Raw genomic sequence first — 14,300 nt, forward strand, 5'->3', positions numbered from 1 at the left:
GCGCCGCGCTGTTCCTCCACCGGGAGGCCCCCGCCCCCCGCGCATGAAATCCCGCGCTGTTCGCGCTACTTGGACAACCCACCCTGGCGGTGGTGGAGTCGCATGTCCTGCCAGACTCCGAGGCGCTCGGGAACCCGTCGAAACCTTGGGTGCTCCCCGCACCCAAGGCCCCCTCGCGGGCTCCAAGAACTGGTCATCCCCACGTCTGGCGCCGGGGACGCGACGGCTGGCTTTCCGTAGCGCCGGACCTATAGATCACTATCGGTCGCCTCGTGCCCGATCACCTGAAGCACGGTCAATCTAGACCATCGAAGCCGGTCTGTAGAGGGGATGTGTGGAATTTGTGTTCAAGCCATGAGGCCGGATTTGCCCGTCGATGACCGCCTGCGGCGCCTCGACGTGCGAGGGCAGGCCTGAGCGAAACCACTGTCACAGATGCGCCGTGTGCCCGGTCAACCCTTCGACGACGAGCGACCGCGATCGAAGGCTTGGAAGGCAGCGGCGAAGATCCCGCGTATTGGGGCAAGGTGCGGCCTAAAGGAGGCGAAAGTGTTCGAACAGCGGAAAGAGGCAGAAATGAGGCTGTACTCGGAAAGGAAGGCCAGGGAGCTCGCCCTGAAAAAGCAGCGGGAAGAGGGCAGCGAGAACAACGACGTCACCGAGACACCGCCTCGGGCGGACGAGGTGCGCGCGCCCACGGAATCGACGGCCGCCGCCGACGCGGAGACGACGGCCACCGCCGACGCGGAGACAGCCGGATGACCTCTGGCGTGGGCGGCCCACGGATTCGGAGACCTGCGCGGCGCGAGCCGTTCTGAGGAACGCGTCGACCGCGGCGCCTTGTGTGTCACGTTCATGCCCTGAGCGCCCGCGCGGACGACGGCCCGCTGCTGGGCCGCTACCAGTTCCGCAACCGCGCGTTGTGGCTGTGCCTGGCCGGCGTCCTCGCCGTACAGGTCGCCGTCGTCCACCTGCCCTGGGCGCGCACGGTCTTCGGGACCGTGCCGCTGACCGTGACCCAATGGGCCCTGTGCCTGGGCACCGCGTCCACCGTGCTCCTCGCCGAACTCGTCCTGCGCGCCCTGCGGCCGGCACCGCGCGGCAGCGGTCGCGCTGGGGGCCCGCTCGACGTCAGCGGGCCGACAGGAGTTCCACCTCGGCCGTGAAGAGCAGGGCGGGGTCGAAGCCCATCCCGGTGAAGTGGCCGGCGAGTTCCAGGGAGAGGGCGCCGTGCAGCCGGGTCCAGAACGAGAGGGCCCGGCGTAGCGCCGCGGGTGGGGCGGGGTGGCCGCCCGCCCACTGCCGGTGGCCTTCCAGGTGTTCGTCCAGGGGCGTCGCGGGCGTGTCCGCGGGCAGCGCGGCGCAGGCGTCGAGAAGGGTCGCCATGATCTCCGCCGCGATCGCGGTGACGTCGTCGGGGGCGTGATAACCGGGCACGGGCGTGCCATAGACGAGGAAGTACCGCTGGGGGTCCTTGAGGGCCCAGCCGCGCAGCGCGTACGCCAGTCCGGCGAGGTCGGCATCCGCCTCGGCGGCGGCCCGGAAGGCGTCGGCCAGGCTGCGGTACGCGTCTGTGATGAGCTCGGTGATCAGTTCGTCACGGCTGCCGAAGTACCGGTAGAGCGCGGGACCGCTCATGCCCATCTGCTTGGCGATCGCGTTGAGGGACAGCGCGGACGCCCCCGCGGTGGCGAGCTGCTCCCACGCCCGCTCCTTGATCTCCGCGCGCACCTGCTGCCGGTACCGCTCGCGCGGCGTCGTCCTGGCTTCGCCCATGACCGCCTCCTTCTCCGCCTCGTTCGTTACACCCTATCGCTTCTGCATGACCCACTCCCGTCGGCACCTATTGCCGCTTGACAGGTTCGCGAGTTGCGGTCACTGTAGTTATAGCTTCTAACGAACAAGTCGGCATCTTACTGACGGAGGTAGTCATGGGTACAGCAGAACTCGTCGAGGTGGTCCTGCCGGGCACGGTCGAGCCGGACGGGCTCGAACTGCGGTACGGGTCCATCCCGGTGCCGAGCGCGGGCCAGGTCGTCATCGCCATGGAGGCGACCGGCGTCTCGTTCGCCGAGCAGCAGATGCGCCGCGGCCGGTACTACGACCAGCCGCCCTTCCCCTTCGTACCCGGTTACGACCTGGTGGGTACGGTGCTCACGGCCGGCGAAGGCGTCGAGCCCGGCCTCGTCGGCAAGCGGGTGGCCGCGCTGACCAAGACCGGCGGATGGGCGAGCCACGTGGCCCTGGACGCGGCCGACGTGGTGGCGGTGCCGGACGGCGTCGGCGCCGCGGAGGCCGAGACCGCGGTGGTCAACGGCGTCACCGCCTGGCAGATGCTGCACCGCAAGGCACGCGTGCGGGCCGGGCAGACGATCCTCGTCCACGGCGCCAACGGCGGCGTGGGAACCCTGCTGGTCCAGCTGGCCCGTTCCGCCGGGGTGCGGGTGATCGGCACGGCCTCCGCCCGCCACCACGACGCGCTCCGGCAGCAGGGCGTGACCCCGGTCGACTACCGCACCGAGGACATCCCGGCCCGGGTCCGCGAGCTCGTACCCGGTGGTGTGGACGCCGTCTTCGACCACGTCGGCGGGCGGAGCGTGACGGACTCCTGGCGGCTGCTCGCGCCCGGCGGCACGCTCGTCTCCTACGGCAGCGCCGCCACCCGCGACGACTCCGGTTCCAAGCAGTTGCCCGTACTGAAGATCCTGGGCCGGGTGTGGCTGTGGAACAGCCTGCCGAACGGCCGGCGCGCGTACTTCTTCAACGTCTGGGCCGGACGCGCCTTCGGCAAGGACCGCTTCCGGGCCCGTCTGCGGGCGGACCTCACCCAGGTCTTCGCGGCGTTGCAGCGCGGCGAGGTCACCGCCCAGGTCGCGGCCCGACTGCCGCTCGCCCGCGTCGCGGACGCCCTGCGGCTGGCCGAGTCCGGCACCGTCACCGGAAAGGTGGTGCTGACACCGTGAGCCGGGCCCGGACGGTGCGAACGCCTCGTCCGGACCCGGCTCACGGGTTGGGGGTTCAGACACAGGCTCTCAGCCGGCGGCGCGGAAGGAGCGCAGCCGCAGGGAGTTGCCGACGACGAAGACCGAGGAGAAGGCCATGGCCGCGCCGGCGATCATCGGGTTGAGCAGGCCGGCCGCCGCGAGCGGCAGGGCGGCCACGTTGTAGGCGAAGGCCCAGAAGAGGTTGGAGCGGATGGTGCCGAGGGTGCGGCGGGAGAGGCGGATGGCGTCGGCCGCGGCACGCAGGTCACCCCGTACGAGGGTCAGGTCGCCGGCCTCGATGGCGGCGTCGGTGCCCGTGCCCATCGCCAGACCCAGGTCGGCCTGGGCGAGGGCGGCCGCGTCGTTGACGCCGTCGCCGACCATGGCGACCGAACGGCCCTCGGCCTGGAGCCGCTTGACGACGTCGACCTTCTCCTGGGGCAGCACCTCGGCGATGACGTCCGAGGCGTCGATGCCGACCTCCCGGGCGACCGACTCGGCCACGGCCTTGTTGTCGCCGGTCAGCAGGATCGGTGTCAGGCCGAGGGCGCGCAGCCGCGTGATCGCCTCCGGGCTGGTCTCCTTGACCGCGTCGGCGACTTCGAGGACCGCCCGTGCTTCACCGTCCCAGGCGACCGCGACGGCGGTACGCCCGGACGCTTCGGCCTCGGTCTTCGCCCGCTCCAGGTCGGCCGGAAGCTCCATGGCCCATTCGCCGAGCAGCCGCTCGCGGCCGACAAGGACGGCGTGGCCCTCGACGATGCCCTGTACGCCGAGTCCGGGGACGTTGGCGAAGTCCTCGGGCGTGGGCAGTGAGCCCAGCTTCGCCAGGGCTCCGTCGGCCACGGCGCGGGCGATCGGGTGCTCGGAGGAGTGCTCCAACGCGCCTGCCAGCCGCAGGACTTCGGCCTCCTCGGTGCCGTCCGCGGTGTGCACGGCCAGCAGGGTCATCCGGCCGGTGGTGACGGTGCCCGTCTTGTCGAGGACGATGGTGTCGACCTTGCGGGTGGACTCCAGCACCTCGGGGCCCTTGATGAGGATGCCGAGCTGGGCGCCGCGTCCGGTGCCGACCATCAGCGCGGTCGGAGTGGCCAGGCCCAGGGCGCACGGGCAGGCGATGATCAGCACGGCGACCGCGGCGGTGAAGGCGGCCGTCAGTCCGGAGCCGTTGCCCAGCCAGAAACCGAGCGTGCCCAGAGCCAGGGCGATGACGACAGGTACGAAGACCGCGGAGATCTTGTCGGCGAGCCGCTGGGCGGCGGCCTTGCCGTTCTGCGCGTCCTCCACCAGCCTGGCCATCCGGGCCAGTTGGGTGTCGGCGCCGACCCGGGTGGCCGCCACGACCAGACGCCCGCCCGCGTTGATCGTGGCACCGGTCACCGAGTCGCCGGCCCCCACTTCCACCGGCACGGACTCGCCGGTGAGCATGGCGGCGTCCACCGCCGACGACCCCTCGACGACCGTCCCGTCCGTGGCGATCTTCTCGCCCGGTCGTACGAGGAAACGGTCGCCGACCTTCAACTCGGCGGTGGGGATGGTCTGTTCGCCGCCGTCGGGGCGCAGCACGGTGACGTCCTTCGCGCCCAGCTCAAGCAGGGCCTTCAGTGCGGCGCCCGCCTTCCGCTTGGAGCGGGCCTCGAAGTACCGCCCGGCCAGGATGAAGGCCGTCACACCGGCCGCGGCCTCCAGGTAGATGTTCCCGGCCCCGTCGCTGCGGGAGATGGTCAGTTCGAAGGGGTGCGTCATGCCGGGCGTGCCCGCGGTGCCGAAGAACAGGGCCCACAGCGACCACGCGAACGCGGCCGACGTGCCGACCGAGATCAGCGTGTCCATGGTGGCCGCGCCGTGCCGGGCATTGGTGAACGCCGCCTTGTGGAAGGGCCAGGCGGCGTACGTCACGACCGGCGCCGCCAGCGTCAGGGACAGCCACTGCCAGTACTCGAACTGCAGCGCGGGGACCATCGCCATCGCGATGACGGGGACGGCCAGGATCACCGCGGTGACCAACCGCTCGCGCAGCGGCCGCAGTTCGTCGTCCGCCGCCGCCGTTTCGGCACCGCCCTCGGCCCTGTCCCGTACGGGAGCGGGTTCCTGCGCGGTGTAGCCGGTCGCCTCGACGGTGGCTATCAGGTCCTGGACGGAGACCTCGTCGGCGTACGCGACCTTGGCCTTCTCGGTGGCGTAGTTGACGGTGGCGGTGACGCCGTCCATACGGTTGAGCTTCTTCTCGATACGCGCCGCGCACGAGGCGCAGGTCATGCCGCCGATGGCGAGCTCGACCTCGGCGGCGGCGCCGGTCGTGGTGGTGGTCATGGCTGCTCCTCGTACGGGGGGAGTGGTGCCGGGTCAGGCCCGGCCGGTGAGTTCGTAGCCGGCGTCGTCGACGACCTCGGCGATCAGGGTGTCGTCGGGCTCGGTGGCGCTGTCGACGGTGACCCGGCCGGTGTCGAGGTCGACGTCGACCTTGGTCACACCGTCCAGCTCACCGATCACCGTGGTGAGCGTGGCCTTGCAGTGGCCGCAGGTCATCCCGGCGACGGCGTACGTGGTCGTGATGCCTTCGGTGGCCGTCGACCGGCCGGTGGTGGTGCCGGTCGAGCAGGTTCCGTCGGTGGAGCAGCAAGACGAAGACATGGGTTCCTCCTGGTGGGTGCTGTCGCAGTCCGGCTCGGATAGGTTGCATACGGGGGAGGGGTACCCCCGTCGACACCCTGTATACCCCCATGGGGTATCTGGCGCAAGTGGTCCGATCGCCTTGACTTTATACCCCCCAGGGGTACCTTGGGGTGCGTGAAGGGCCTCGCATCCCAAGCCGGGCCCCGGTTCCCCCAGGAGATGGCCATGAATACCGGAGTGAAGATCACCGTGTTCGCCGCCGCGCTCGCCGCGACCTTCGGCACCGCCTACGGCGTCGGCCAGGGCATCGACCCCGTCGTGGCGGACGGCGGATCCACGAGCCACAACAGCCACAGCGAGACATCACCAACCACGGAGGGAGGCGGCGGCCGTGCGGGGCAGGAGCCGGCCCCGGCCGGCGGACTGCAGATCTCCGAGACCGGCTACACCCTCGACCTCAGGACCCCGCGCGTCGAGGCCGGACAGCGCACCGAACTTCGCTTCAGCATCCGCGACAAGAACGGCCGCGCCGTGACCTCGTACAAGCGCGAGCACGACAAGGAGCTCCACCTCATCCTCGCCTCACGCGATCTGGGCACCTACCGCCACCTGCACCCCGCCCGCGCCGCCGACGGCACCTGGAGCACCCCCGTCGAGCTGCCCCGGGCGGGCGACTACCGGGTCTTCGCCGACTTCACGCCGGGGGCGAAGGGGGCCGAGAACCTCACGCTCGGCGCCGACCTGGCCGCGTCGGGCCCGTACGAGCCGAAGGGGCTGCCGGCGCCGAGCGCCGCCGCCAAGGTCGACGGTTACGAGGTCAAGCTGGCCGGCGGACTGCGGCCGGGCGCGGCCGGTGAGGTGAATCTGACGGTCTCCCGGAACGGCAAGCCCGTCACCGACCTCCAGCCCTACCTCGGTGCCTACGGTCATCTGGTCGCCCTGCGCGCCGGCGACCTCGCCTACCTGCACGTCCACCCCAACGGTGAACCGGGTGACGGCAGGACCGAGCCGGGCCCCGGCATCTCGTTCACCGCCACCGCGCCCAGCGCCGGCTCGTACCGCCTCTTCCTCGACTTCAAGCACGAGGGCGTGGTCCGCACGGCCGCGTTCACCGTCCGGACCGGAGCGGCGACGGCCGCGGACGAGGCCTCGGGCAAGGCCGCGGACGGGCACGCGGGCGAGACGGAAGAGCCGTCGAGTGATCACGGACACTGAGGCGCATCGCATCTCCGGCTGCTGCCGGGTACTAAGCACATAGGTAGTAGTCGGAGATCTGCGCGCAGGAGTCCCTGTTACCCGGGTTACCTGGACTCCTGCTTGGGCTGTCGTGCCACGTTCCGCAAAGCCTTGCGCAGGGCGGCCACTTCGTCCTCGGACATGTTCTCCACGAAGTGAACCAGTGCCGCCGGCCGGTCCTTGCTGGCTCCGAGACCGTCCTCCATGAGCGCGGCGGAGTACGCCTCGCGGCTGCGGACCGGCGTGTACAGCCAGGCACGGCCCTGCTTACCGCGCAGCAACCAGCCCTTGGAGTACAGGATGTTGGTCACGGTCATCACCGTGGTGTACGCGACGGGGCGGACCTTGTTGATGTCGTCGACGACCTCGCGCACCGTCGCCGGGCGGTTCCACGTCCAGAGGCGGTCCATGATCTCCGCCTCGAGGTCCCCCAGCCGCCGCATGGCCCTGACTTCCTTCCGCCACCGATATACGCAGGGCCATAGTAGACGGCAGGAACCGTCACCCTTCGAGTACGTCCGGCGCGATTCCTCCCCCGAGGAAGAGGCTGATACCCCGGACGGGTATGGTGTCTTCGTGTTTGCTCCAGTGGCGGCAGGGATGTAAGGGACCGATGGACCGTGCCTACGATGAGGTGGTGACCCGCCTCGGACAGCTCGCCCGACCGCAGTCCACCGTGCGGTTCGGTGGCCTGCTCGTCTGCGCTCTGCTCCTTGGCCTGCTCGGCATGCACGGTCTCGGCCCGGTCCCGGACATGACTGCCGCCTCCGGTCACCCGCGGACGGCGGCGACCGAACCCATGGGCGTCATGGCGTCCGCGCCGGACGTCTGCGATCACGACGAGGGCGGTTGTACGGGGCACGCCGTGCACGCGGATCCGACGTGTGCCTCCACGTCCGTCGCCGGGCCTCCCGCCCTGATGCCGGTCCTGCTGCCCGACGTGGCGGCCTGTGCCGGGGTGCCTGATGCGCGCACCCTGCCGACCGGCAGCGGTCCCCACGGTGGCCGGGCGCCACCCTCACTCTCCGAACTCCAACTCCTGCGGATCTAGAGCGGCCCGCTCGACGCCGTACGCCCACGAGGCATGTCCCCGAGGCGCGGCGCCGTGCACCGGCATGCCCTTCACCGAATCCGTTCCAGGAGTTCAACCATGACAGCGCAGCGCACGCTCATTCGCCGTACCGCCCTCACCGTGACCGCGGGAGTGGCCGCCCTCGTGCTGACCGCCTGTGGCGGCGGGGGACACGACATGGGGTCCATGGACTCCGAGTCGAGCTCCGGCGAGTCCGCGACCGCCTCGGCCGAGGCCGGCGGCCACAACGACGCGGACGTCTCCTTCGCCACGGAAATGATCCAGCACCACCGTCAGGCCGTAGAGATGGCCGACCTGGCCGACAGCCGTGCCTCCTCGCAGGAGGTCAAGGACCTCGCCACGAAGATCAAGGGCGCGCAGGACCCGGAGATCAAGACGATGTCCGGCTGGCTCAAGGCCTGGGGCGAGGAGGTCCCCGCGGACATGTCCGGGATGGAGGGCATGGAGGGCCATGACATGCCGTCCATGCCCGGCATGATGAGCAGCGAGGACATGGACAAGCTCGACAAGGCGTCCGGCGCCGAGTTCGACAAGATGTTCCTCGAGATGATGGTCGACCACCACGAGGGTGCCATCGAGATGGCCAGGACCGAGAAGGCCGACGGCGAGTACGGTCCGGCGACGAAGCTCGCGGACGACGTGATCGCGGCCCAGACGGCGGAGATCGAGCAGATGGACAAGATGCTCGACAAGAGCTGACTCATCGGCAGGCCATGCCCAGCAACCCCCGCTGGCCTGGGGGCTGTTGGGCATGGCCTGCGTCGCTTCCTGTTCAGTCCCGGACCGAACCGGGCGCGCCGCCCAGCAACAGGGGCCACACGCTGGGCATTTCGCCCACCGGAACCTCGATCAGGGACGGCCCCGGTTCGCCGAGGGACTCCTTGAGCGCCCCGGCGAGCGCGGCCGGACTCCCGGCCCGGACGGCGGGCACCCCGAACGACTCCGCGAGCCGTACGAAGTCCGGGCTCGCCAGCTCGCTGCCGATGAACCGGCCCTCGAACTCGTCCGCCTGGATGCGCCGGACGTTTCCGTAGGCGTTGTCGTTGAAGACCACCGCCGTCACGCCGATGCCGTACTTCCGCGCGGTCGCCAGCTCCTGCATGTTCCAGGAGAAGCCGCCGTCCCCGTTGACCGAGACGACGGCCCGGTCCGGGTGGCCCACCTTCACGCCGAGGGCCGACGGATAGCCGTAGCCCAGGGTGCCCTGGTAGCCCGGGGTGACGAACGTCCCCGGGGTGTGCACGGGATAGCCGACGCCGGCCAGATAGCCCACCTGGGTCAGCTCGTTGACCAGGAAGCCGTCGTCCGGGATCGCCTCCCGCAGGGCGCGGACGTACGACCACTGGGGTTCGACGCTCTCGACCTTCCGGGCGCACCACGCACGCACCTCGGCCAGCTCACCGGGCTGCCACTGCGAGCCGCCGCCGTTCCCGTTCAGTACGGCAAGTACGGCACACAGATCGTCCAGTGCCGTACGGGCGTCGGCGAGCAGCGTGACGTCGGCCCGGCGCGGCGGCCCCAGGTCGGCCGCGTCCGCGTTGACCAGGACGACCTTCGCCCCGGGGGCGGTGGGCAGCGCGGTGCCGCGCGGGGACATGAAGCGGCTGCCCACGACCAGCACCATGTCCGCCGAGGGCAGCAGCCTGGGGGCGGCGAGGCTGGAGAAGGCGAGCGGGTGGTGGGCGGGCACCGCGCCGCCCGCGTTGCGGCTCATGACCACCGGGGCGGACAGTTCCTCGGCGAGCGCGGTGAGCGCGGCACCGGCCCGCGAGGCGAGCACGCCGCCGCCGGCGTACAGCACGGGCCGGTGGGCGGCCCGCAGTACGGCGGCGATCTCCGCGACGGACGCCTCCTCGGGCCGCTCCGGCCGGTCGCCGTCCGGAGCCGGGTCGGCCAGGCGGGTGTCCGCGCGTGCGGTCAACAGGTCCGTCGCGATGGTGAGCGCCACCGGTCTCGGGCGGCCGGACCGCGACTCCCGCACCGCCCGGCGTACGAGACCGGGGATCCGTTCCGCGGACTCGGCCCGCGCCGACCACTTGGTGACCGAGGCCAACACGCCGTCCTGGTCGGGCAGTTCGTGCAGGATGCCCAGGCCCCGGCCGGACAGCGCCGAGGGGATGTCGGCCGCCACGCACAGCATGGGCGACGAGCAGGCGTACCCGGTGGCCACGGCGGTCAGGGCGTTCAGTACGCCGGGACCGGGGACCACCAGACAGACGCCGGGCCGTCCGGTGGTGCGTGCGTACGCCTCCGCCATATGGGCCGCGCCCTGTTCGTGGCGGGCCGCGATGTAGCTGATCGGCCCGCCGGCGTCCCGGGCGCGGGCCAGGGCGTCCAGTACGTGGTCGAGCTGGACGCCCGGCACGCCGAACACATGGCGGACGCCCTCCCGCTCCAACTGCCCGACCAGCGCCTCCGCGCCGCTCAGTTTCATGCGGTGGCCGCCTTGGTCTCGTCGGGTTCCGGTTCGCCGACCCCGTCGCCCTCGGCCCCGGCCACCGGCCGTGACCTGGCGTCCCGGCGGTCCAGCCAGTTCAGTACGGGCACGGTCATCACCGTGGTCACCAGGGCGACGAGGACCAGGGCCGCGAACAGCTCGTCGCTGACGATGCCGGCCGCGAGCCCGATGTTGAGCGCGATGAGCTGCATGAGCCCACGGGCGTTCATCAGCGTGCCGACCCTGACCGCCACCGCGCCGGGTTCACCGCGCAGCCGGGCGGCCGCCCAGCACCCGCCGAACTTGCCGGCCACGGCCAGGACGACGGCAGCCGCCCCGAACGCCATCACGGCGGGATCGGCGAACACGTCGAACCGGGTGTTCAGACCGGAGTAGGTGAAGAACATCGGGACGAAGACCACCTGGGTCACCGACTGGGTGGTGCGCACCACGCGTTCGGACGCCTCGCCGCGCGGCATGGCCATCCCGACGCTGAACGCCCCGAACACGGCGTACAGCTGGATGATGTCGGTGAACCAGGCGGCGCAGAACAGCACGGCGATCGTGAACAGCAGCCGGGTCTCGGCGCTGAGGCCGGGCCGGGTCATGATCCGGGCAAGGAGATGGCGTACCACCAGGAGCATGACGGCCACGAACAGCAGCGAGCCGCCGACCGCCTTCATGATGGGCTCCGCCTCGCCGGAGGCCACGCTGAGCACCCCGGCGAGCAGGATCCAGGCGACCGCGTCGTCGGTGGCCCCGGAGGCCAGGGACAGCGAGCCGTGCCTGGTCCCGGACAGCCCTCGTTCGGTGATGATCCGGGCCAGCATCGGGAAGGCGGTGATCGCCAGGGCGACGCCGACGAACGCGGCCGTCACCCAGACCGAGACACCGTCCACGAAGATGCCGACATGGCCGTGGGCCGCGACGGTCAGTCCCACGCCCAGTGCGAGCGGGACCAGCACTCCGGCCGAGGAGACCGCCACGGCCGTGCCGGCCAGTCCCCGGCCGGCGTGTGCCCTGAACTCGTATCCGGCGTGGAACATCAGCGCCACGAGACCGATCTGCCCGGCCACGTACAGCACCGGTTTCAGCTCCGGCGGGAAGACCGCGTCGGACACTCCGGGGGCGAGCAGCCCGAAGAGGGAGGGGCCGAGCAGCACCCCGGCGATCATCTCGCCGACCACGGGCGGCTGGCCGAAGCGGGCTGCCACCAGGACGACCAGACGGCAGGTCAGCAGGATCACGACGGCGGCCGCGAAGAACGCGGGAGCGAGCTCTGTGGGAGTCATCGTCCGGCCCTCCCCAGCGGCTGCCGTGGGCTGCCGGAGGCGGCGGACGGTTCGAGGTCGTCGGACGGCAGTGCGGCGAAGTGGTTCCGGCACAGTCCCTGGCGCCGCGCGTCCCACACCATGTAGCTGCCCAGGACGAGTTGTACGAGACTGCGCGGGATCCCGGCCCAGCGGTCGCCGAGCCGCATCGCTGTGAGCCGGGCCGTCCGGCGGGCCGGACCCCAGGCCACCCCGTCGGTGGTGCGCGGAACGAGGAGACAGGGACCACGGCTGGGCAGCGACCGGGTGTGCTCCGCCGAGGAGGCCAGCCGGAAGCGGCGCAGCACCTCCTCGGCGGCGACCCGCATGGTCAGAACGGCGAAGCCGCGGGCCGGGCACGGTCGGTTGGCGGTCACCCCGAAGGGGATGAAGGACGCGGGCCGGTCGGCCGCGGACAGCCATCGGTCCGGGTCGAAGCGCTCGTGGGCGGCGGTGCCCGACCGCTGGTACTCGGGGTAGTTGAACAGCAGAACCGAGCCCGAGGGGATGGGCGGCTGTCCGTTCCGCGGGATCTCGCCGGTCGAGATCCGGTGGGCCACACCGAACAGCGGGAAGTGCTGAAGCGTCTCGTTGACGACCCGGTCCAGATAGCCGGCGTCGTGCTCCTCGGCCAGCAGCCGTTCCTGCACCGGTTCGTGCGTGGCGAGTGCGAGCAGCAGATGGGCCATCCCCTCCGACATCTGCACGACGGCGGTGTTGAAGAAGGTGCCCTGGAGGTAGTACGCCTTCTCCTCGTCCGAGAACAGGGACGGCAGCGGCACCGGCGGGGGAGCGGTGGCGAGCCGGTCGCGCAGATACGCGGTGAGCCGCTCCCGTCGGTCCATGTGCCGCAGGCTCGTGCACTTCAGGGCGCTGACCACGTCGTCGGCGTTGCCGACGATCAGGTCCCGGACGTGGCGCGGGCACGGTTCGCGGAAGACCACCTCGTAGTAGACCTCGGCCCAGACCGGCATCATCAGGTCGCGCAACCGGACTTGACGCGACCGGGCTTGATGCGACCGGGTGGCGAACTTCCTTTCCTGGCCGCCGAGTTCGTCGCGGTTGTCGCGTTCATCGAGTTCGTCGAGAACGCGGCGGGTGCAGCGGCCGACCAGTTCCGTCCACTGCTCTCTGGAGAGCCCGGCCAGGATCTGCCGGGTCGTCCTGGCCACCTCGTCGTAGCGCGGACCCGGTTCCAGGTGTTCCTGGTGCACCTCGGGGCCGGGCGAGAGCCAGTACCAGAACAGGTCGGACAGCGCGGCGCCCCGACTGCGGCCGTTGGCCGCGGGATGCCCGTACACCTGCTTGAACTCCTCGGCGGGCACCTCCCGGCTGGGCGCGGGGATGCCCTCCTCTCCGTTGACCCGGGCGAAGATGCGGACGCGCAGCGCGACCACCGACCTGGGCAGCCAGTACGGGAGACTCGCCGCCGCGGCCGTGGCCGTACCGGCGATCAGCCATCGCTTGCGGCTCATGGCGTCACCCCGCCGTGCCAGGCGTCCCGCGGCCCGGCCGATAGCGGGTCCACCGGGGCCTGGCCCCAGCCCGGCCCCCACGCCGGGGCCCGGACCAGATCCGGTGTCAGGTCCGCGAGGCCGGACGCGCCGCACAGCGCCATGGCGTCGTCCACCTCCTCGCGCAACAGCTCGAGGAGCCGCCGTACGCCCTGCTCACCGCCCTCGGCCAGCGCCCACATCACCGGGCGGCCGATCCCGGCGGCGGACGCGCCGAGCGCCAGCGCCTTGACCACGTCGGTGCCCCGCCGCACGCCGCCGTCCAGCACGATCGGGATCCGGCCGCCGACCGCGGCGACCATCTCCGGCAGGAGTTCGAGGGTGGCGGGGACGGTGTCGAGCTGTCGGCCGCCGTGGTTGGACAGCAGCAGCCCGTCGATACCGTGCCGCACCGCCAGACGGGCGTCCTCGGGGTGCAGCACGCCCTTCAGCAGGATCGGCAGCGAGGTGGTCTCGCGCAGCCGGTCGATGTGGTCCCAGGAGAGCTCGGGGGACATGGCGATCTGCCGTACGTGTCCGCTCTCGCCGTCCCGCAGGTCGACCAGGTTCTCGCAGCGCAGACCGGGCGGCAGGTCGTGGAAGGCGTTACGGCGGTTGCGTTCGTTCGCGCCCAGCACGGCGGAGTCGACGGTGACCACCAGTGCGGTGCATCCGGCGTCGGTGGCCCGGCGCACCAGGGCGTCGGTGATCTCAGGATCGGGCTGGATGTACAGCTGGAACCAGAGGGGAACATCTCCGCCGACGGCACGGGCCGCGTCGGCGACCTCGCCCACCGCCACCGTGGACGCCATGCTGACGATCATGATCGCACCGGCTGAGGCAGCGGCACGTGCGGTGGCCAATTCGCCTTCAGAGTCGACGAGTTTGTGGAAGGCGGTCGGCGACAGCAGGACCGGCAGGTCGGCGCGACCGCCGAACAGGGTGACGCCCAGCTGCCGTTCGGCGCTGCCGCGCAGCACGCGGGGCAGCAGCCGCAGCCTGGTGAACGCCTCTTCGTTGGCCCGTACGGTGATCTCGTCGCGCGCCCCGCCGGCGATGAAGTCGGCGTAGACCGGGTCCAGTTTGGCCGTCGCCGCGGATTCGAAGTCCCGGACGTTCAGCATCATGGCG

At 71.2% G+C, this 14,300-nt stretch carries 14 protein-coding genes; 6 read left to right on the top strand and 8 right to left on the bottom strand.

What is annotated here, in order from left to right; all coding sequences use genetic code 11:
• Positions 1-435: 435 nt before the first annotated feature.
• Positions 436-762: a hypothetical protein gene (locus tag AB0I18_RS23975; protein ID WP_363107599.1), complete on the top strand. Its 327-nt coding sequence runs from the start codon at positions 436-438 to the stop codon at positions 760-762.
• Positions 763-842: 80 nt separating this feature from the next.
• Positions 843-1,166: a cation-translocating P-type ATPase C-terminal domain-containing protein gene (locus AB0I18_RS23980; protein WP_363107600.1), complete on the top strand. Its 324-nt coding sequence runs from the start codon at positions 843-845 to the stop codon at positions 1,164-1,166.
• On the opposite strand, the gene AB0I18_RS23985 is transcribed toward AB0I18_RS23980, so the two are convergent.
• On the bottom strand, positions 1,132-1,776 hold the full coding sequence (locus AB0I18_RS23985) for a TetR/AcrR family transcriptional regulator (RefSeq protein WP_363107601.1): 645 nt from the start codon (positions 1,774-1,776) through the stop codon (positions 1,132-1,134). The genes AB0I18_RS23980 and AB0I18_RS23985 overlap by 35 nt on opposite strands.
• A gap of 155 nt (positions 1,777-1,931) precedes the next feature.
• Here AB0I18_RS23985 and AB0I18_RS23990 point away from each other — a divergent pair, with 155 nt between their 5' ends.
• Positions 1,932-2,963 (top strand): medium chain dehydrogenase/reductase family protein, encoded by a 1,032-nt coding sequence (locus tag AB0I18_RS23990; RefSeq protein WP_363107602.1) that lies wholly within the window; start codon positions 1,932-1,934, stop codon positions 2,961-2,963.
• Between the two features lie 69 nt (positions 2,964-3,032).
• On the opposite strand, the gene AB0I18_RS23995 is transcribed toward AB0I18_RS23990, so the two are convergent.
• A complete protein-coding gene (locus tag AB0I18_RS23995) occupies positions 3,033-5,297 on the bottom strand; it encodes a heavy metal translocating P-type ATPase (RefSeq protein ID WP_363107603.1) in 2,265 nt (754 codons plus the stop codon).
• Positions 5,298-5,330: 33 nt separating this feature from the next.
• A complete protein-coding gene (locus AB0I18_RS24000; RefSeq protein ID WP_363107604.1) occupies positions 5,331-5,618 on the bottom strand; it encodes a cation transporter in 288 nt (95 codons plus the stop codon).
• A 207-nt stretch (positions 5,619-5,825) separates the two neighbouring features.
• On the opposite strand from AB0I18_RS24000, the gene AB0I18_RS24005 reads away from it, so the two are divergent.
• Positions 5,826-6,815, top strand: coding sequence for a hypothetical protein (locus AB0I18_RS24005; RefSeq protein WP_363107605.1), 990 nt, complete (start codon positions 5,826-5,828; stop codon positions 6,813-6,815).
• Between the two features lie 86 nt (positions 6,816-6,901).
• Here AB0I18_RS24005 and AB0I18_RS24010 read toward each other — a convergent pair whose 3' ends face one another.
• Positions 6,902-7,279, bottom strand: a complete 378-nt coding sequence (locus AB0I18_RS24010) for a BlaI/MecI/CopY family transcriptional regulator (protein ID WP_363107606.1) — start codon at positions 7,277-7,279, stop codon at positions 6,902-6,904.
• Between the two features lie 170 nt (positions 7,280-7,449).
• On the opposite strand from AB0I18_RS24010, the gene AB0I18_RS24015 reads away from it, so the two are divergent.
• Together AB0I18_RS24015 and AB0I18_RS24020 are read left to right on the top strand one after the other, a co-directional pair.
• Complete coding sequence (locus AB0I18_RS24015; RefSeq protein ID WP_363107607.1) at positions 7,450-7,887, top strand: DUF6153 family protein; 438 nt, start codon at positions 7,450-7,452, stop codon at positions 7,885-7,887.
• Positions 7,888-7,986: 99 nt separating this feature from the next.
• The gene (locus tag AB0I18_RS24020; protein ID WP_363107608.1) at positions 7,987-8,628 is read left to right on the top strand and encodes a DUF305 domain-containing protein; all 642 of its coding nucleotides are present in this window, start codon (positions 7,987-7,989) and stop codon (positions 8,626-8,628) included.
• A gap of 73 nt (positions 8,629-8,701) precedes the next feature.
• Here the strand turns inward: AB0I18_RS24020 and AB0I18_RS24025 are convergent, their stop codons facing one another.
• From AB0I18_RS24025 to AB0I18_RS24040, 4 genes are read right to left on the bottom strand one after another with little or no spacing between them, the layout of a single operon-like run.
• Positions 8,702-10,363, bottom strand: a complete 1,662-nt coding sequence (locus AB0I18_RS24025) for a thiamine pyrophosphate-dependent enzyme (RefSeq protein WP_363107609.1) — start codon at positions 10,361-10,363, stop codon at positions 8,702-8,704.
• Positions 10,360-11,658 (bottom strand): cation:proton antiporter, encoded by a 1,299-nt coding sequence (locus tag AB0I18_RS24030; RefSeq protein ID WP_363107610.1) that lies wholly within the window; start codon positions 11,656-11,658, stop codon positions 10,360-10,362. The genes AB0I18_RS24025 and AB0I18_RS24030 overlap by 4 nt, the downstream gene beginning before the upstream one ends.
• Complete coding sequence (locus AB0I18_RS24035; RefSeq protein ID WP_363107611.1) at positions 11,655-13,151, bottom strand: cytochrome P450; 1,497 nt, start codon at positions 13,149-13,151, stop codon at positions 11,655-11,657. The genes AB0I18_RS24030 and AB0I18_RS24035 overlap by 4 nt, the downstream gene beginning before the upstream one ends.
• Positions 13,148-14,296 (bottom strand): alpha-hydroxy acid oxidase, encoded by a 1,149-nt coding sequence (locus AB0I18_RS24040; RefSeq protein ID WP_363107612.1) that lies wholly within the window; start codon positions 14,294-14,296, stop codon positions 13,148-13,150. Before AB0I18_RS24040 ends, AB0I18_RS24035 begins: the two co-directional genes overlap by 4 nt.
• Positions 14,297-14,300: the final 4 nt, after the last annotated feature.

This window comes from Streptomyces sp. NPDC050704 (assembly GCF_040654355.1).
Taxonomy (GTDB): Bacteria; Actinomycetota; Actinomycetes; order Streptomycetales; family Streptomycetaceae; genus Streptomyces.